Here is a 17,171-nt window from a genome sequence, read left to right as displayed (position 1 = left end):
GTGGACAGTGATGTGGAGAAGCTGGCTTCTGCTGGGGACAACCGCCCCCAACCTGTGGGCTCAGCCGTGGACAACGTTACGCACAGGGTGTGGACGGAGACTTTGTCCACACCCTGTGGAGATCGTTCGTCCACGAATCCACAGCCCTCTGAGCTGGGCAGATGCTCAACCCCCAGCCTCCCTGTGGACGCAGCTTGGGACAACTTCGCAGTCCCCAGCCTGTGGGCGGAAAAAAGTCGGGAAATCTGTGGAGGGAGGCCGTAACCCGAGGGGGAATCGAACACAAGGTTGCTGGTGGGACACGGGGATTGGGGGCAGGAGGAGGGGTTGGGCCGGACTCGCAGCGGTCAGGGAGGGGTCGCTGAGGGGGTTCGGAGGGGTCGGGCGGCTCGGCTCGGGGGCCGACGCGGCTGCTGGAGCCCCGATCCGTACCGGAACCCGCTCTCCCGTAGCCGCTTCCCGTCTCTCCCGCAGACGCTTCCCGCACGAACGCCGAAGGGCGCCCCGGAGACCTCCCGGAGCGCCCTCAGGGCCGTACGCGGCCGGTGTCAGCCGTTCTTGATGCGGTTGGTCAGCTCGGTGACCTGGTTGTAGATCGAGCGCCGCTCGGCCATCAGCGCACGGATCTTGCGGTCCGCGTGCATGACGGTGGTGTGGTCCCGGCCGCCGAACTGCGCGCCGATCTTCGGCAGCGACAGGTCCGTCAGCTCGCGGCACAGGTACATGGCGATCTGCCGGGCGGTGACCAGCGCGCGGCCGCGCGAGGTGCCGCACAGGTCGTCCACCGTGAGCCCGAAGTAGTCCGCGGTGGCCCCCATGATGGCCGGCGCCGTGATCTCGGGGGCGGAGTCCTCGCCGCCGGGGATCAGGTCCTTGAGGACGATCTCGGTGAGCCCGAGGTCCACCGGCTGCCGGTTGAGCGAGGCGAAGGCCGTCACCCGGATCAGCGCGCCCTCCAGCTCACGGATGTTCCGCGAGATCCGGGAGGCGATGAACTCCAGCACCTCCGGCGGGGCGTTGAGCTGCTCCTGCACCGCCTTCTTGCGCAGGATCGCGATCCGCGTCTCCAGCTCGGGCGGCTGGACGTCGGTGATCAGGCCCCACTCGAAGCGGTTGCGCAGCCGGTCCTCCAGGGTGACCAGCTGCTTGGGCGGCCGGTCGGAGGACAGCACGATCTGCTTGTTGGCGTTGTGCAGCGTGTTGAAGGTGTGGAAGAACTCCTCCTGCGTCGACTCCTTGTCCGCGAGGAACTGGATGTCGTCGACGAGCAGGATGTCCATCTCCCGGTACCGCTTGCGGAAGCTGTCGCCCTTGCCGTCGCGGATGGAGTTGATGAACTCGTTGGTGAACTCCTCCGAGCTGACGTACCGCACCCGCGTGCCGGGGTACAGGCTGCGCGCGTAGTGCCCGATCGCGTGCAGCAGGTGCGTCTTGCCGAGCCCCGACTCCCCGTAGATGAAGAGGGGGTTGTACGCCTTGGCCGGCGCCTCGGCGACGGCCACCGCGGCCGCGTGCGCGAAGCGGTTGGAGGCGCCGATGACGAAGGTGTCGAAGAGGTACTTCGGGTTCAGCCGCGCGGTCGGCTCACCGGGGCCCCCGGCGCTCGGTGACGGCGAGGACGACGAGCCGGAGCCGCCGCGGCCGGTGGACGGCAGCTCGGGACGCCCGGTCCCGCCGCCGCGCCGCCCGGCACCGCTGTCGGAGGGCGGCTCGGGCCGCTCGCGCCGGACCGGGTCCCGCTGGTCGTACTCGGCGCGGGGCGCGCCGTACTCCGGGCGCGGGGCGTCGTAGTCGGGGCGCTGCTGCTCGTATCCCTGGCGCTCGCGGCCGGGCGCGCGGTAGTCCGGCGCGCCGCCGTAGGAGTCCTGGGAGGGGGAGGCGTAGGGGTCGCGCTCGGGGTAGCCGAGGCGGGGCTGCTGCCAGCCGTAGTTGTCCTGACCGGAGCGCGGCCAGGCGCCCGGCTCGGGGCGCTGGTACTCGGCCGGGTAGGTGGGGCGGGCCGTCGGCATCCGCTCCTCGCGCGCGGTCGGCGGGCGCTCGCCGCGGCCGGCCTGGCCCTCGCCCGGCCGCTGCTGGTCGTCGGCGCGGTGGCGGCCGTAGCCCTCGTAGGGGCCGGAGGGCAGCTCCGGCTCCTCGTAGCGCGGCGGGGCGCCCTGGCCGTGCTGGTCGCGGTCGCGGGCGTCCGGCTGCTCGTGGCCGCCGGACTGCTGGGGGGCCGGGGGGCCGCCGACGGAGTCGTCCACCGTGATGGCGATCCGGATGGGACGGCCGCACTCCCGGCTCAGGGTCTCGCTGACGACCGGGGCCAGGCGGCCCTCGAGGACGTTCTTGGCGAATTCGTTCGGCACGGCCAGCAGCGCGGTGTCCGCGACCAGGGCCAGCGGCTGGCAGCGCCTGATCCAGTGCTCGTCCTTGGTCTCGACGCCCTGGCCCCGGCCCTCGCCCAGGAGTTCCTCCAGTACGCGTGGCCACACTGCGGCAAGATCGGCAGGTACGTCAGCCACAGGGCACGCTCTCTCGCAGGTCCCACGAACGTGTGGTTGTGGGATGGGTCGGGATGAAGATCGGTGGACGGGCCGGACTGGGCCGGGCAATCCCGGTCGTGCGGGGACAAGGGGAAGAATCGGAGTCCAGCCACGGTAGTCAGGGCAACCGGTAGGGTTCAAGTTGTTGTCCCCAGCCTGTGGACAGTCTCCCCCGACGGGCGCCGGTTTGACCGGATGGCGTAGCCGCGCGTACCGTAACCAGGTCGAGTTGTCGATGGCTGCTGCCGCCTGCCTCCGATGGGCACAGATCGCTTCAGGTGATCGGGAAGCGGTGCACTCGGGCGTGACGCGAGCTACTCGTGGGCGCACGGTGACAGCCAGGACGGCACCCCGCCACTACCGATTTCTTCTGGAGCCCCCGAGTGAGCAAGCGCACCTTCCAGCCGAACAACCGTCGTCGCGCGAAGACCCACGGCTTCCGGCTGCGTATGCGTACCCGTGCCGGCCGCGCCATCCTGGCGACCCGCCGCAGCAAGGGTCGCGCCCGTCTGTCCGCCTGATCCCGATCAGGTCATGACATCGTGCTGCCCCGCGAATACCGGCTGAGGCGGCGCGAGGACTTCGCATCCGCGGTACGACGAGGACGCCGAGCCGGTCGTCCGACTCTCGTCGTCCACCTTCGTAGCGGTGCCACGGACCCGCACGCGCCTGGGGAGAGCGCTCCCCCGACGCGTGCGGGTTTCGTCGTGAGCAAGGCCGTGGGCAACGCGGTCGTCCGCAATACCGTCAAGCGCAGACTGCGTCACCTGATGCGTGACCGAGTCGCCCTGTTTCCCCCCGGTAGCCTGGTAGTCGTACGCGCGCTGCCCGGATCGGGCGACGCGGACCACGCACGGCTGGCCCAAGACCTGGACGCCGCTATCCAGCGGCTACTGGGAGGGGGCACGCGATGAAGTACCCGCTACTGGCTCTGATCAAGCTGTACCAGTGGACGATCAGTCCGCTGCTGGGGCCGGTGTGCAAGTACTACCCGTCGTGCTCCCATTACGGCTACACGGCCATCGACCGGCACGGTGCCATCAAGGGAACAGCTCTCACGGCCTGGCGCATTCTCCGCTGCAATCCGTGGTCGCTGGGCGGTGTGGACCATGTCCCGCCGCGCAGGCGCCCGCGGTGGCACGAAATGCTGCGCAACGCCTGGGGCGCACGCAAGGGCGGGAACTCCGCCGACCCGGCCACCGAGGCGAAGCTTTCTTCCGAGCCACCTTCGGGCCCGGCCGCAGAGAACTCGTCCCATGCCCAAGGAGCATGATTAGTGGACACGATTGCCAGCTTCTTCAGCTTCATCACGACACCCGTCTCCTGGGTCATCGTCCAGTTCCACACGGTGTACGGGTCCATCTTCGGCCCTGACACGGGTTGGGCCTGGGGCCTGTCCATCGTGTCCCTGGTGGTCCTGATCCGCATCTGCCTGATCCCGCTCTTCGTGAAGCAGATCAAGGCGACGCGCGCGATGCAGACGCTCCAGCCTGAGATGAAGAAGATCCAGGAGCGCTACAAGAACGACAAGCAGCGCCAGTCCGAAGAGATGATGAAGCTGTACAAGGAGTCGGGTACCAACCCGCTCTCCTCGTGCCTTCCCATCCTGGCGCAGTCGCCGTTCTTCTTCGCCCTGTACCACGTGCTCAACGGCATCGCGTCGGGCAAGACCATCGGCGTCATCAACGACTCGCTGCTGGAGAGCGCCCGTAAGGCGCACATCTTCGGTGCCCCGCTCGCGGCGAAGTTCAAGGACAACGCGGACACCCTGCATGCCCTCGGTGCCACCGTCACCGATGTGCGGGTCGTCACCGCGATCATGATCATCCTGATGTCGGCGTCGCAGTTCTACACGCAGCGCCAGCTCATGACGAAGAACGTCGACACCTCGGTGAAGACCCCGTTCATGCAGCAGCAGAAGATGCTGATGTACGTCTTCCCGATCATGTTCGCCGTCTTCGGCATCAACTTCCCGGTCGGTGTCCTCGTCTACTGGCTGACCACCAACGTGTGGACCATGGGCCAGCAGATGTACGTCATCCGCAACAACCCGACTCCGGGCTCCAAGGCGCAGGCCGCCTACCTGGAGCGCCTCACCGGTCATGTCACGCACCACGGCAAGGTCCGCAGCCGCGGCGCCAAGGTGATCGTCAAGGCGATCGTCGCCAAGGGCCGCGAGCGCAACGAGGCCGAGCGGAAGTTCATCAACTCGCTCACCAAGGCCGGTCTGGTGGCCCAGGCCGACGGCAACGTGGTCAAGAGCGACGGCCAGGCCGGTGCCCAGACCGAGGACGGCACGCCCACCACGGCAGCCGGCGCCCCGCGCCGTCAGCAGCCCAAGCGGCAGAGCAAGTCCCAGCGCCAGTCGGGGCCGAAGCAGCCGCACGAGGCCGAGCCGGACGATGAGCCCGCGTCCTCCACGCCTTCGCTGACCAAGTCCGAGGAGCCGCAGGACACCCCGCCCGCGCCTCCCCAGCAGACTCCGAAGCCCGGTTCCGGCACCCGCAGCAAGGCCCAGTCCGGGCAGCGCAAGGGTGGCCAGCGGCCCAAGTCCTCGTCCAAGAAGTAAGAAGGAGCCCATCCCGTGACGGAAGGCACCACCACCGCCGCCACCGAGGGTGCAGACACCCTCACCCGCCTGGAGCAGGAGGGTGAGATCGCTGCGGACTACCTCGAGGGTCTGCTGGACATCGCCGATCTCGACGGCGACATCGACATGGACGTGGAGGCCGACCGCGCCTCCGTCTCGATCATCAGCGACGCGCAGGGCCGCGATCTGCAGAAGCTGGTCGGCCGGGACGGCGAGGTGCTGGAGGCCCTTCAGGAGCTGACGCGCCTGGCCGTGCACCGCGAGACCGGTGACCGCAGCCGGCTGATGCTGGACATCGCGGGCTACCGGGCGCAGAAGCGCACCGAGCTGGCCGAGCTGGGCGCCAAGGCGGCCGCCGAGGTCAAGAGCAGCGGTGAGCCGGTCAAGCTCAAGCCGATGACCCCGTTCGAGCGCAAGGTCGTCCACGACGCGATCAAGGGCGCGGGGCTGCGCAGCGAGTCCGAGGGCGAGGAGCCCCAGCGGTTCGTCGTCGTGCTGCCCGCCTGATCGGCCTCATGGTTCCATCGGCCCCGTCTGACCAACAGACGGGGCCGAACTTTGTCAGCCTGGTAGTTCTGAGGGCCGGTGCGTGAAGCACCGGCGCGGTACGGAAGGACGGTCCCCGTGACGGAGGCAGCGGAGCTTCCCCCCGCGCCCGAACAGGCGCGGGAAGTGTTTGGCGATCGCTTCGATGACGCGGTCCGCTATGCGGAACTGCTGGCCGAGGCAGGCGTCCAGCGTGGTCTGATCGGCCCGCGGGAGGTGCCCCGGCTGTGGGAGCGGCACCTGCTGAACTGCGCGGTGCTCTCCGAGGCCGTCCCCGAGGGGGTGACGGTGTGCGATGTCGGCTCGGGTGCGGGACTGCCGGGCATTCCGCTGGCCCTGGTCCGGGACGACCTCAACATCACCCTGCTGGAGCCCCTGCTGCGGCGCACCACGTTTCTCACCGAGGTCGTGGAGCTGCTGGGCCTGGACCACGTCACGGTGGTCCGCGGGCGCGCGGAGGAGATGCTGGGCAAGGTGCCGCCGGTTCATGTGGTGACCGCGCGTGCCGTGGCCCCGCTGGACCGCCTGGCCACCTGGGGCATCCCGCTGTTGCGCCCCTACGGCGAGATGCTGGCGCTGAAGGGGGACACCGCCGAGGAGGAGCTGAAGGCGGCCTCCACCGCGCTCAGCAAGCTCGGTGCGGTCTCCACCTCGGTGCTCCAGGTCGGCGAGGGCGTGGTGGACCCGCTGTCCACCGTGGTCCGGGTGGAGGTCGGCGAGAGCCCCGGCGGCGTCCGCTTCGCCGCCAAGCGCGCCAAGGCGGCCCGCACGAGCCGCACACGGCGGCGCCGCTGAGTGTGGGTCCTCTGCGCCCCGGGCCACTGAGTCCTGTGCGTCGAGTCCGGAGAGTGCGTCCCTGGCCGAGGCCGGGGACGCATTTTTCTTTCCCGGCCGGGCTAGTCGGCCGCGCGGGCCGGAGTGTCGCAGAGCACCCGTCCGCGTAGCTCGGCATCGTGTTTCACGTGAAACGTCGCTCCTTGCTGCACGGCATCATCAGTCGCGGTCGCGCCGCGGCAGAACCCCTCGACCGGCGGCCTCTTGGTTCACTCGGAGGGGTTCCGAAGTTGTCCACAGAGGTGGACTTCTCCACAGAAGGACAGGGCTCACTGGTTCACGCCCCCGAAGGCATGGGAGGCTCTGTTCATTGCGAGCCTGTAGTCGAGGAGAGTGAATCCTTGCGGTCCGACGCCAACATCGCGGGACCGATGACCGATCCGGTCCCCGGTCCCCGTACCGAATCGAGGGGGACGGATGTTTCACGTGAAACACCGCCTCCGATGGACGACACTCCCATCGGTCGTGCGGCCCAAGTGGCGGTCGACGCCCTGGGCCGTGCCGCAGAAGGCATGCCGAGGCCGGAGGAGACCCGAGTCATCGTGGTCGCCAACCAGAAGGGCGGCGTGGGAAAGACCACCACGACCGTCAATCTGGCCGCCTCCCTCGCGCTGCACGGCGGCCGGGTCCTGGTGATCGACCTGGACCCGCAGGGGAACGCCTCCACGGCACTGGGGATCGACCACCACGCGGAAGTCCCCTCCATCTACGACGTACTGGTGGACAGTCGGCCCCTGGCCGAGGTTGTCCAGCCCGTCCCCGATGTCGAGGGCCTCTTCTGCGCTCCCGCCACGATCGACCTTGCGGGCGCGGAGATCGAGCTGGTCTCCCTGGTGGCCCGCGAGAGTCGGCTGGAGCGCGCCATCCAGGCGTACGAGCAGCCGTTGGACTACATCCTCATCGACTGCCCGCCCTCGCTGGGCCTGTTGACGGTCAACGCACTCGTGGCCGGCCAGGAAGTCCTCATCCCGATCCAGTGCGAGTACTACGCGCTGGAGGGTCTGGGTCAGCTCCTGCGCAACGTCGACCTGGTGCGGGGGCACCTCAACCAGTCCCTGCATGTGTCGACGATCCTGCTCACCATGTACGACGGCCGGACCCGCCTCGCCTCCCAGGTCGCGGAGGAGGTGCGCACTCACTTCGGGAATGAGGTGCTGCGGACGAGCATCCCGCGCTCGGTCCGTATCTCCGAGGCGCCGAGCTACGGGCAGACGGTGCTGACCTACGATCCAGGATCGAGCGGTGCGCTCTCCTATCTTGAGGCAGCCCGAGAGATCGCGCTGAGGGGCGTGGGGGTCAGCTATGACCCGACGCAGGCCCATCTCGGCACCCAGAACGACCCGAACATGGTGGAGGGGATGCAGTGAGTGAACGACGAAGGGGGCTGGGCCGAGGACTTGGCGCACTGATCCCCGCAGCACCGACCGAGAAGATCCCGGCTTCGGCCGTGCTGGGCGGCGGTTCTTCCGTCGGCTCGGCATCGGGTCCGGCTCTGTCGTCCGACCGCAGGCCCGCCGGCATCGGCCGGGGCGGCCTGTTGCCGGCGGCGCTTCAGGAGCCGGAGGAGGCTCCGGCGAGCCCGGCCGACGAGCGGCCCGCACCGCCCGCCGGTGCCTACTTCGCCGAGCTGCCGCTCGAGTCCATCACGCCGAACCCGCGCCAGCCGCGCGAGGTCTTCGATGAGGACGCGCTGAACGAACTGGTCATCTCCATCAAGGAGGTCGGCCTGCTCCAGCCCGTCGTCGTCCGCGAACTGGGCGACGACCGCTATGAACTGATCATGGGTGAGCGCCGGCTGCGCGCCAGCCGTGAGGCGGAGCTGGAGTCCATCCCGGCGATCGTCCGCGCCACGGACGACGAGAAGCTGTTGCTGGACGCCCTGCTGGAGAACCTGCACCGTGCGCAGCTGAACCCGCTGGAAGAGGCCCATGCCTACGACCAGTTGCTCAAGGACTTCAACTGCACGCATGACCAGCTGGCCGACCGGATCGGGCGCTCCCGGCCGCAGATCTCCAACACCCTGCGGCTGCTGAAGCTTTCGGCGACCGTGCAGAAGCGGGTGGCCGCAGGCGTGCTCTCGGCCGGTCACGCGCGGGCGCTGCTGTCCGTGGAGGACTCCGAGGAGCAGGACCGGCTGGCGCACCGCATCGTGGCCGAGGGACTGTCGGTGCGGGCCGTCGAGGAGATCGTGACCCTGATGGGCTCGCGCCCCCAGCGGACCCAGCGCGCCAAGGGTCCGCGGGCCGGCGCCCTGGTCTCCCCGGCGCTGACCGATCTGGCGACGCGGCTCTCCGACCGCTTCGAGACCCGGGTGAAGGTCGACCTCGGTCAGAAGAAGGGCAAGATCACCGTCGAGTTCGCCTCGGTGGACGATCTGGAGCGGATCCTCGGCACGCTGGCTCCCGGTGAGGGGCCGATCCTGCCGAAGGGGCTCCAGGGGGACGACTCCGAGGGCTAGCCCTCCGCCAGGGCGCCCTCAGCGGGGGCGCCCTCAGCTGGGCCGCATGAGCGGGCCGTGTCCGGTGTGTACCGGAACACGGTCCGCTCTTTGCTTTGCGCCGGTATCTAGGCAATCGCATCGTGGATACGATGCGAGCGGATGTGACCCGGCGAAGGAAGCGAGGAGCGTCTTACATGGGGCGTCGGCTCGTACCGCTCACGCTGGACAACCTTCAGGATCTCCCCCAGCGGTGCCGTTCCTGCGTGTTCTGGGAGCTGGACCCGGTCACCGCCGAGGCTGCCGTGCGCGAGGGCACCGCGGAGGTGGAGAAGGAGTCCTGGATCTCCGCCGTCCTGCTGGACTGGGGCTCCTGCGGCCGGGTCGCCTATGTCGACGACGTACCGGTCGGCTATGTGCTCTACGCCCCGGCGGCCTATGTCCCGCGAGCTACGGCGTTCCCCACGAGTCCGGTCTCGCCGGATGCCGTTCAGCTCATCACGTCGTTCATCATGCCGGGCTACCAGGGGCAGGGGCTGGGCCGGATGCTGGTGCAGGCGGTCGCCAAGGATCTGCTGCGCCGGAACTTCAAGGCCATCGAGGCGTTCGGCGACACCCGCTGGAAAGAGCCCGCCTGTCTGCTGCCGGCCGACCATCTCCTCGCCGTCGGCTTCAAGACGGTGCGCCAGCACTCCCGGCACCCCCGGCTCCGTCTGGAACTGCGTTCCACGCTGTCCTGGAAGGAAGACGTCGAGATGGCCCTCGACCGGCTGCTGGGCGCGGTGCACAAGGAGCCGGCGCTGCGACCGCTGTGACGGGCGGCGCGGACTCCGGACCACGGACATGACGAAGGGGCCGACCCTGGTGGGCCGGCCCCTTCGTAAGCCATGTTTCACGTGAAACGTCAGCCGGTGATGAAGTCGTCCAGGTCGCGGACGAGCGCCGCCTTCGGCTTGGCGCCGACGATCGTCTTGACGACCTCGCCGCCCTGGTAGACGTTCAGCGTCGGGATCGACATGACCCCGTACTTGGCGGCCGTGGCCGGGTTCTCGTCGATGTTCAGCTTGACGATCTGGATCTTGTCGCCGTGCTCGGCGGCGATGGCCTCCAGGGACGGAGCGATCTGGCGGCACGGGCCGCACCACTCGGCCCAGAAGTCCACCAGGACGGGCTTGTCGCTCTTGAGGACGTCCTCGTCGAAGGAGTCGTCAGTCGTTTTCTTCACGGTGCCGGCCACAGCGGGCTCCTCACTTGATCATTCGGTGGGGGAAGGGGTAGGTCAGACGGCGGTCTTCTCGGGCTCGGCGTGGCCGCCCTCGTCCAGCAGGGACGCGAGGTAGCGCTCGGCGTCCAGGGCCGAGGCGCAGCCGGTGCCGGCCGCGGTGATCGCCTGGCGGTAGGTGTGGTCGACCACGTCACCCGCGGCGAAGACGCCGGGCAGGTTGGTGCGGGTGGAGGGCGCCTCGACCTTGAGGTAGCCCTCCGCGTCCAGGTCGAGCTGGCCCTTGAACAGCTCGGTGCGCGGGTCGTGGCCGATGGCGATGAACAGACCCGTGACGGGCAGGTCCGACAGCTCACCGGTCTTGAGGTTGCGCAGCTTCAGCCCGGTGAGCTTCTGCTCGCCGAGGATCTCCACGACCTCGCTGTCCCAGGCGAACTTGATCTTCGGGTCGTTGAAGGCGCGCTCCTGCATGGCCTTGGAGGCGCGCAGGGTGTCCCGGCGGTGAACGATCGTCACGGACTTGGCGAACCGGGAGAGGAAGGTCGCCTCCTCCATCGCGGTGTCGCCGCCGCCGATCACGGCGATGTCCTGGTCCCGGAAGAAGAAGCCGTCACAGGTGGCGCACCACGAGACGCCACGGCCGGACAGCGCGTCCTCGTTGGGCAGCGCGAGCTTGCGGTGCTGGGAGCCGGTCGCGACGATGACGGCCTTGGCCCGGTGGACCGTGCCGGCGGTGTCGGTGACGGTCTTCACGTCGCCGGTCAGGTCGACGGAGACGATGTCGTCCGGCAGTAGCTCGGCACCGAAGCGCTCGGCCTGCGCCCGCATGTTGTCCATCAGCTCGGGGCCCATGATGCCGTTGGGGAAGCCCGGAAAGTTCTCCACCTCGGTGGTGTTCATCAGCGCGCCACCGGCGGTGACGGCACCCTCGAACACCAGGGGCTTCAAGGACGCACGGGCGGTGTACAGCGCCGCCGTGTAGCCCGCGGGCCCGGAGCCGATGATGATCACATTACGGACGTCGCTCACGGCTTGGTTCCTCGTCTCTGGTCTGTGTCGGCCGACCGGTGGGAGCCCCTGCCGGGACTCTCACACCACCCAACCGATCCTAAGGGGCGCACATTCCCCGGATGTCCGGCCACGCGACGGCTCACACCGTACGGGCGTGGTGAGGCGGGCCGAGACGAGCCCCGCGCCGTTTCAAGATCGGTCGAGAGTCTGCTTCAGAAGCACACTGCCGGCACCCGCGGCCCGCTTGGACGCGCAGGACGCGTCGACCACATACGCCGTGACGCGCTTGCTGTCGGCCTTGTCCGGCACCACCACGAGGTAGGCGCTCTTGTCGGCGTAGGTGCCGCTCTTCGCCCCCAGAACCGTTTCACCGGATCGGAGTGCCCGCCGGACGCAGTCGGGCACCGGGACCTCGGTCTGGATCAGGGTGTTCGCGCTCTGCGTAGGCCCGGAGGGCGCGATATCGGTCTCGGCATCCTGCTGCGGGCGCTGGCTGCCCCGCCGTAGCCCCTCCCGCGCGGTGAGCAGATCCGACACCTGGCTCTTCACACTGACGCCGGAGAAGGTGCCGACGGCGGACGCGGCCGTGCTCTGCGCCGCCTTGTCGGAGGAGTTGTTGCCGAGGGACTGCACGAGCAGCGAGCCGGCGCCGAGGACGGCGGCGGTGAGCACGGCGCCGAGCGCGGCCGTCCGGCGACGGCTTCGAGAGCGCTCTTTCCGGCCGGGGCCGGTGGTGGCGCGGGAAAGCTTGGCGGGACGGTCCGGCGGGGTCGGTGTTTCACGTGAAACATGACGACCGGGGCTCACGGGGTCCGCCTGCTCGACCCGACCCGCTGCCTCGGCGGCGAGGGCGGCGTCGATCCGGTCCGCCATGTCCGTGGGCATCGGGGGTGCGGCCGGGACGTCGCCCAGCAGCCCCTGGATCTCCGTCAGCGCGGCATGGACCTCGGCGCACGTCGCGCAGCTCGCCAAGTGGTGCCGCAGCTCCGCGCTGCGGGACGGGGAGAGGAGTCCCTCGGTCAGGTCGGAGATCTCGGCGACGTCCGGATGCCCGGTCGTGTCCGTCGAGGACGTCATGCTCGCCCACCTCCGCCCTTCACGACGGCTGAACCAGTTGGCCCGGAGTCTTCGGTTCCCTCGCCCGCAGATCCTGTCGGAGGTGGGACGGATGCCCCGTGCACCCGGTTCCGCCCCGCCGCGGGTTCTTTTCCACCGTCGTCGGCGGCGCCCGGCCGCAGGTGGGTGAGGAGGGGGAGGAGTCTGGCCCGGCCGCGTGCGCAGCGGCTCTTCACGGTCCCGGTGGGCACGTCCAGGACACGGGCGGCCTCAGCGACGGGGTAGCCCTGCATGTCCACCAGGACCAGCGCGGCCCGCTGTTCGGCGGGAAGCGTACCGAGGGCCTCCAGGAGCTGGCGGTGGAGGTCGTTGCGCTCGGCCGGGGCGGAGGCGGACTCGTGGGGCTCCAGGAGCTGTTCCAGCCGCTCGGGGTCGTCTACGGGCGCGGTCTTCCGCGAGGCGGCCTTGCGGATGCGGTCCAGGCAGGCGTTCACCGTGATCCGGTGCAGCCAGGTCGTGACGGCCGACTGCCCCCGGAAGGTGTGCGCGGCCCGGTACGCCGACACCAGCGCGTCCTGCACCGCGTCGGCGGCCTCCTCCCGGTCCCCCAGCGTCCGCAGCGCGACCGCCCACAGCCGGTCCCGGTGCCTCCGCACGATCTCCCCGAAGGCATCCGGGTCACCTTGCACATGCCGGGCGAGCAGTTCCTCGTCCCGAACCTCGCCGAACCGGCTGTCGCCTGCCATCGTCCCCCTCCGCCTCGGACGGGATGTCAGCCCGTGAAATGGACTTCGGTGATGGCCTGCTTGTAGCCCGCGCCCGAGTAGGTGGCCGCGTCGGGGCCGGACATGGGCACGGCCGTCAGCCAGACCAGGACGTACCGCGCCTTCACGGGCTTGGCCGGCTTCACCGTGGCGGTAGTGCTCGTGGTGGTGCTGCTGCCGGCTCTGTGCATCGAGTCCAGCGACACGGGTGCCGAGTCGGAGGTGTACAGATCGACCGTCGTGTGGTCCCCGGGGTAACGCAGCCCGACCGTGGCGGCATCGACGTCCTTCGCCGAGCCGAGGTCGTAGACGATGCCCACGCCTGGCTTCAGGGGGGCGATTTCGGGGCCGCTGTTGAAGGTCTTGGTCCGCCAGGACGTCGAGGTGTCCCCGTCGTAGGTCTTGGCGACATCGGCCGGGTGCTGGGCACCGCCCGAGGCGATGAACTCCTGGGCACTCTGGATCTTCAGCGGCTGCGGCGCCACCTTGGCCGCGCCCTTGTCGCCGTCGTCCTGCGTCTGCGTGGTGTTGGTGTCGTCGGAGTTCTTGCCGCGGTCCATCAGGGCGTCCGCGAGCTGCCAGCTGCCGAGGCCGAGCGCGGCGATGAGGAGGGCGGAGACCGCCCACTTCAGCGCCTTGCCGGTGCGGCTCTGGAGCGGGGCCGGCGGGGCCACGACGGGCTGGGTGACTCCCGCGTGTGCCGAGGGACGGCCGTAGGTGCCCTGCTGGTAGGTCGTGCGCTGGTACTCCGGCGGACCGCTGAACGCGGGCTCCGGCGGCCGTACGCGCGGCATCTCGCCGATCGCCTTGACCAGCTCCTCCGGCGTCGTGCACGCGGCCTCGTGCCGGGAGGCGGTGGCGCCGTCGTTGACGAGCGCGCGCATCGCCAGCTCCGACAGCCCCCGGTGGATTCCGGCCCGCACCTGGTCCGGTGCGATGAGACCGATGTCCTTGGGCAGGCCAGCCAGGCCGTACGCGTCGCTCTCGTAGGGCCAGCGCTGGGTCAGCGCCGCGTACAGCAGGGCACCGATCGCCTCGGTGTCGGTGCGCTGCGGGGTGTCGGAGCCGACGCCGCGCAGGGCGGCGTTCACGGCGAGGCCGCGGATGCGCCACTGACCGGAGGACGTGCGCAGTACCGCGTTCGGGTTCAGCCGCAGATGGGCGAGGCCCTCGCGGTGGGAGGCGGCCATGGCGGCCGCGACCTGACTGACCATCTGGTAGGCGTCGTGCGGCTCCAGCGGACCGGCCGCGAGCAGCGCGGTCAGCTCGGTGGCGTCGGGCAGCCACTCGTGGACCACGTAGACGAGGTCGTTCTCCTCGACCGCGTCGAGGACCTGGACGAAGCGCGGGTCGCCGAGCAGCGCCGCCGAGCGGGCCGCTGCCAGCACGGCACGGGCGCGTACGTGGTCGGCGGGCAGGATGTGCACACCGACGGCACGGCGCAGTTTCTCGTCGACCGCACGCCAGCTGCTGAATCCGTCCAGACGGGTGACGCACTCCTCCAGGCGGTAGCGCCTGGCGAGCTTGTGACCGCTGTGCAACTCGGTGGGCGAGGACGCCTTGCCGGAGTCCTCCGCGCCGTCTCTCCCCTGCGTCTGGTCGATGTCCGTGTCCCGCTCCGGGTTCTTGGCCACCCCGTCGGCCGTGGCCTGATCCGCCTTGGCGGTCAGCGGCTTGTCACCGCTGTTGTCTGCCACGTCGACGGCAGCCGTGCTGCGTTCCGCCACCGTCGTCCCTGCCTCCCCATCCGTTGCACGCTGTCCGACGCCGAAACCAATTGTGCCCACAGTCCCCCGCTATGCACGACACGCAGAGGGGGACGATGGTTGTGCGACTACCCCCGGCTCATCGCCCCAGACGCCCGCGCACCATGCCGACGAGCGAGTTGAGCTCGTCGATCCGCATGCGGCGCGCGGCCACGAAGAAGACTCCGAGCAGTACCGCCCCACCGGCCACGAGGGCCACGAGAGAGCCGAAGACGCCCTGTCCGAGGGAGTGTCCGACGCCGTAGCAGGCCGCGCCGCTGAGCAGTGCCGCCGGGACCGAGGCGATCGCCAGCCGGGCGTACGTCCGCAGCACCCGGGAGCCGTCCAGGTCGCCGCACAGCCGCTTGCGCAGCCGGCGCCAGGCGACACCGACGCCGATGGCGTAGGAGAGGCCGTAGACGGCCGCCATGCCCGCGACCGCCCAGCGGGACGGGAGCAGGAAGTAGCAGAGCGCGGAGGCACCCGCGTTGACCGCCGCCACGATGACCGTGTTGTAGAAGGGGGTCCGGGTGTCCTCGTACGCGTAGAAGGCGCGCAGGACGACGTACTGGACCGAGTACGGGATCAGGCCGAGGCCGAAGGCCATCAGCATGAAGCCCATGTTGGTGGCCGAGCCGGTGCCGGAGGAGCCGAAGATCAGCGTGCACATCGGGATGCCGAGCGAGACGAAGCCGAAGGCGATGGGCACGATGGCGACCGCCGTGGTGCGCAGGCCCTGCGAGATGTCGTCGCGGACGGCGCCGCCGTCGCCCTCGGCGGCCGAGCGCGACAGACGCGGCAGCAGCGCGGCCATGAGGGACACGGTGATGATGGCCTGCGGCAGACCCCAGATGAGCTGGGCGTTGGCGTAGGCGGCGAAGCCGGTGCCGTCGATCCCGGAGTCCTTGCCGGCGGCGGTGGAGAGCTGGGTGACGACCATGGCGCCCGCCTGGTTGGCGAGCACGAACAGCACGGTCCACTTGGCGAGCATCGCGGCCTTGCCCAGGCCGTGGCCCCGCCAGTCGAACCGGGGCCGGATACGGAAGCCGGTCTCACGCAGGTACGGGATCATCGCCAGGGCCTGCACGGCGAGACCGAGCAGGATGCCGATGCCGAGGAGCCGCTGGCCCTGGGGCGGGATGTTGTTGACGGTCATGTGCGAGTCGGCCGCGGAGCCGTAGACCCACAGGAACATGCCGAGCGTGACGATGATGACGATGTTGTTCAGGACCGGGGTCCACATCATCGCGCCGAACTTGCCGCGCGCGTTGAGGACCTGACCCATCACCACGTGGATGCCCATGAAGAAAATCGAGGGCAGGAAGTAGCGGGTGAAGGTGACCGCCACCTGGTTGGCCGCCGGGTCGGAGGCGATCGGGTCCGACAGCACCCTCACCAGGTACGGCGCGCCGAGCATGGTCAGCGCCGTCAGCGCCGCGAGCGCGACCATGACGAGGGTCAGCAGCCGGTTGGCGAAGGCTTCGCCGCCGTCCTCGTCCTCCTTCATCGAGCGGACGAGCTGGGGCACGAAGACCGAGTTGAGACCGCCGCCGACGGTGAGGATGTAGATCATCGTCGGCAGTTGGTAGGCGATCTGGAACGAGTCGCCGAGGATGCCGGTGCCCAGCGCCGCGACGATCATCGCGGAGCGGACGAAGCCGGTGAGGCGCGACACCATCGTGCCCGCGGCCATGACGGCGCTGGAGCCCAGGAGCCCGGAGGCGCGCCCCTTCGCCGGGGTCGGAGCCGGCGGGGCCGGGGTCTCCACGGGACCGGAGGGACCGGCCGGGGCGGGTACGGGCGGCTGCATGGGGTTCCCGGAGGCTGCCTGGTACGGGTTTCCGCCGCCGCCGTGGTGCGCGGGGCTCTGGGCATGGGGCGGCGGGTAGGAGCCGCCGGCGCCCTGGGCGGTGCGGGCGGTGCCGGTGGCGCCGCTGTGCTGCTGGTCCCGCAGCAGGTGCGCGAAGGCGTCCGGTTCGTGGTACTCCTCGCCGGAGTGCGAGACCAGGTCGTCCACGCCCACGAACTGGGTGGTGCGCGGGTGGTCGCCGTACGGGCGGTGCTGCGTCGCGTCGCCCTCCGGCTCGGGCGCCGGGGTCTTGGCCCAGACGCGCGGGTCGGGGGAGTACGAGGACTGAGAGGGCGGGGCGTAGAGCGGCTGGCGCGGCTCGTAGCTGCCCGGCGGGGGCGGCGGGTGCGCGGCGCGGTCGTAGAGCGCCTCGGCGACCGGGTCCTGGGCGGAGAGGTCCCGCGCCCGGTAGGGATCTTGGTCGTAGGCGTCCTGGAGGTACATGTCCGCCGCGGGCTGCGGCGGCTCCTGGCCGGGTTCGGGCGGGGTCTCGGGCCCGTGGCCCGAGTCGGCGGCGTCCTGGCCGCGGTCACCGTCGTACGGCGCGTTCATGGTTACCCCACCTCATCGTCCCTGGCCACACGGGCCGCGG

General features: G+C 70.0%; 16 protein-coding genes. 9 read left to right on the top strand and 7 right to left on the bottom strand.

Annotated features, from left to right (window positions below; all coding sequences use genetic code 11):
* Window positions 1-548: 548 nt before the first annotated feature.
* Window positions 549-2,504: a chromosomal replication initiator protein DnaA gene (dnaA, locus tag D0Z67_RS14595; protein ID WP_031179073.1), complete on the bottom strand. Its 1,956-nt coding sequence runs from the start codon at window positions 2,502-2,504 to the stop codon at window positions 549-551.
* A 404-nt stretch (window positions 2,505-2,908) separates the two neighbouring features.
* Between dnaA and rpmH the strand changes: the two genes are divergently transcribed.
* The 9 genes from rpmH (at window position 2,909) to D0Z67_RS14545 (ending at window position 9,747) form a co-directional block, all read left to right on the top strand.
* Window positions 2,909-3,046 carry a 50S ribosomal protein L34 gene (gene rpmH, locus D0Z67_RS14585; RefSeq protein WP_003975051.1) on the top strand — a complete coding sequence of 46 codons (138 nt, stop codon included), beginning with the start codon at window positions 2,909-2,911 and terminating at the stop codon, window positions 3,044-3,046.
* A gap of 21 nt (window positions 3,047-3,067) precedes the next feature.
* Window positions 3,068-3,439 carry a ribonuclease P protein component gene (gene rnpA, locus D0Z67_RS14580; RefSeq protein ID WP_078872991.1) on the top strand — a complete coding sequence of 124 codons (372 nt, stop codon included), beginning with the start codon at window positions 3,068-3,070 and terminating at the stop codon, window positions 3,437-3,439.
* Window positions 3,436-3,798: a membrane protein insertion efficiency factor YidD gene (gene yidD / locus D0Z67_RS14575; RefSeq protein ID WP_078872993.1), complete on the top strand. Its 363-nt coding sequence runs from the start codon at window positions 3,436-3,438 to the stop codon at window positions 3,796-3,798. The genes rnpA and yidD overlap by 4 nt, the downstream gene beginning before the upstream one ends.
* A 3-nt stretch (window positions 3,799-3,801) precedes the next feature.
* Window positions 3,802-5,094: a membrane protein insertase YidC gene (gene yidC / locus D0Z67_RS14570; RefSeq protein ID WP_031179075.1), complete on the top strand. Its 1,293-nt coding sequence runs from the start codon at window positions 3,802-3,804 to the stop codon at window positions 5,092-5,094.
* A 15-nt stretch (window positions 5,095-5,109) separates the two neighbouring features.
* Window positions 5,110-5,622, top strand: a complete 513-nt coding sequence (locus D0Z67_RS14565) for a Jag family protein (protein WP_031179076.1) — start codon at window positions 5,110-5,112, stop codon at window positions 5,620-5,622.
* 117 nt (window positions 5,623-5,739) lie between these two features.
* On the top strand, window positions 5,740-6,456 hold the full coding sequence (gene rsmG / locus D0Z67_RS14560; protein ID WP_031179077.1) for a 16S rRNA (guanine(527)-N(7))-methyltransferase RsmG: 717 nt from the start codon (window positions 5,740-5,742) through the stop codon (window positions 6,454-6,456).
* A gap of 332 nt (window positions 6,457-6,788) precedes the next feature.
* Window positions 6,789-7,862, top strand: a complete 1,074-nt coding sequence (locus D0Z67_RS14555) for a ParA family protein (protein ID WP_078872995.1) — start codon at window positions 6,789-6,791, stop codon at window positions 7,860-7,862.
* Complete coding sequence (locus D0Z67_RS14550) at window positions 7,859-8,953, top strand: ParB/RepB/Spo0J family partition protein (protein ID WP_031179079.1); 1,095 nt, start codon at window positions 7,859-7,861, stop codon at window positions 8,951-8,953. Before D0Z67_RS14555 ends, D0Z67_RS14550 begins: the two co-directional genes overlap by 4 nt.
* A 176-nt stretch (window positions 8,954-9,129) precedes the next feature.
* A complete protein-coding gene (locus D0Z67_RS14545; protein WP_031179080.1) occupies window positions 9,130-9,747 on the top strand; it encodes a GNAT family N-acetyltransferase in 618 nt (205 codons plus the stop codon).
* 89 nt (window positions 9,748-9,836) lie between these two features.
* Here D0Z67_RS14545 and trxA read toward each other — a convergent pair whose 3' ends face one another.
* The 6 genes from trxA to murJ form a co-directional block, all read right to left on the bottom strand.
* Window positions 9,837-10,169: a thioredoxin gene (gene trxA, locus D0Z67_RS14540; protein ID WP_030806038.1), complete on the bottom strand. Its 333-nt coding sequence runs from the start codon at window positions 10,167-10,169 to the stop codon at window positions 9,837-9,839.
* Window positions 10,170-10,211: 42 nt separating this feature from the next.
* The gene (trxB, locus tag D0Z67_RS14535; RefSeq protein ID WP_031179081.1) at window positions 10,212-11,183 is read right to left on the bottom strand and encodes a thioredoxin-disulfide reductase; all 972 of its coding nucleotides are present in this window, start codon (window positions 11,181-11,183) and stop codon (window positions 10,212-10,214) included.
* 171 nt (window positions 11,184-11,354) lie between these two features.
* Window positions 11,355-12,242: a zf-HC2 domain-containing protein gene (locus tag D0Z67_RS14530; RefSeq protein ID WP_031179082.1), complete on the bottom strand. Its 888-nt coding sequence runs from the start codon at window positions 12,240-12,242 to the stop codon at window positions 11,355-11,357.
* On the bottom strand, window positions 12,239-12,967 hold the full coding sequence (sigM, locus tag D0Z67_RS14525) for an RNA polymerase sigma factor SigM (protein WP_031179083.1): 729 nt from the start codon (window positions 12,965-12,967) through the stop codon (window positions 12,239-12,241). The genes D0Z67_RS14530 and sigM overlap by 4 nt, the downstream gene beginning before the upstream one ends.
* Before the next feature lie 26 nt (window positions 12,968-12,993).
* Window positions 12,994-14,712 carry a protein kinase family protein gene (locus D0Z67_RS14520; RefSeq protein ID WP_031179084.1) on the bottom strand — a complete coding sequence of 573 codons (1,719 nt, stop codon included), beginning with the start codon at window positions 14,710-14,712 and terminating at the stop codon, window positions 12,994-12,996.
* A gap of 118 nt (window positions 14,713-14,830) precedes the next feature.
* On the bottom strand, window positions 14,831-17,131 hold the full coding sequence (gene murJ / locus D0Z67_RS14515; protein WP_031179085.1) for a murein biosynthesis integral membrane protein MurJ: 2,301 nt from the start codon (window positions 17,129-17,131) through the stop codon (window positions 14,831-14,833).
* Between the last annotated feature and the right edge of the window lie 40 nt (window positions 17,132-17,171).

It is taken from the genome of Streptomyces seoulensis (assembly GCF_004328625.1).
Classification (GTDB): Bacteria; Actinomycetota; Actinomycetes; order Streptomycetales; family Streptomycetaceae; genus Streptomyces; species Streptomyces seoulensis.
Note: the sequence above shows the minus strand (reverse complement) of the source record. Positions and strands in the feature narration are given on the sequence as shown.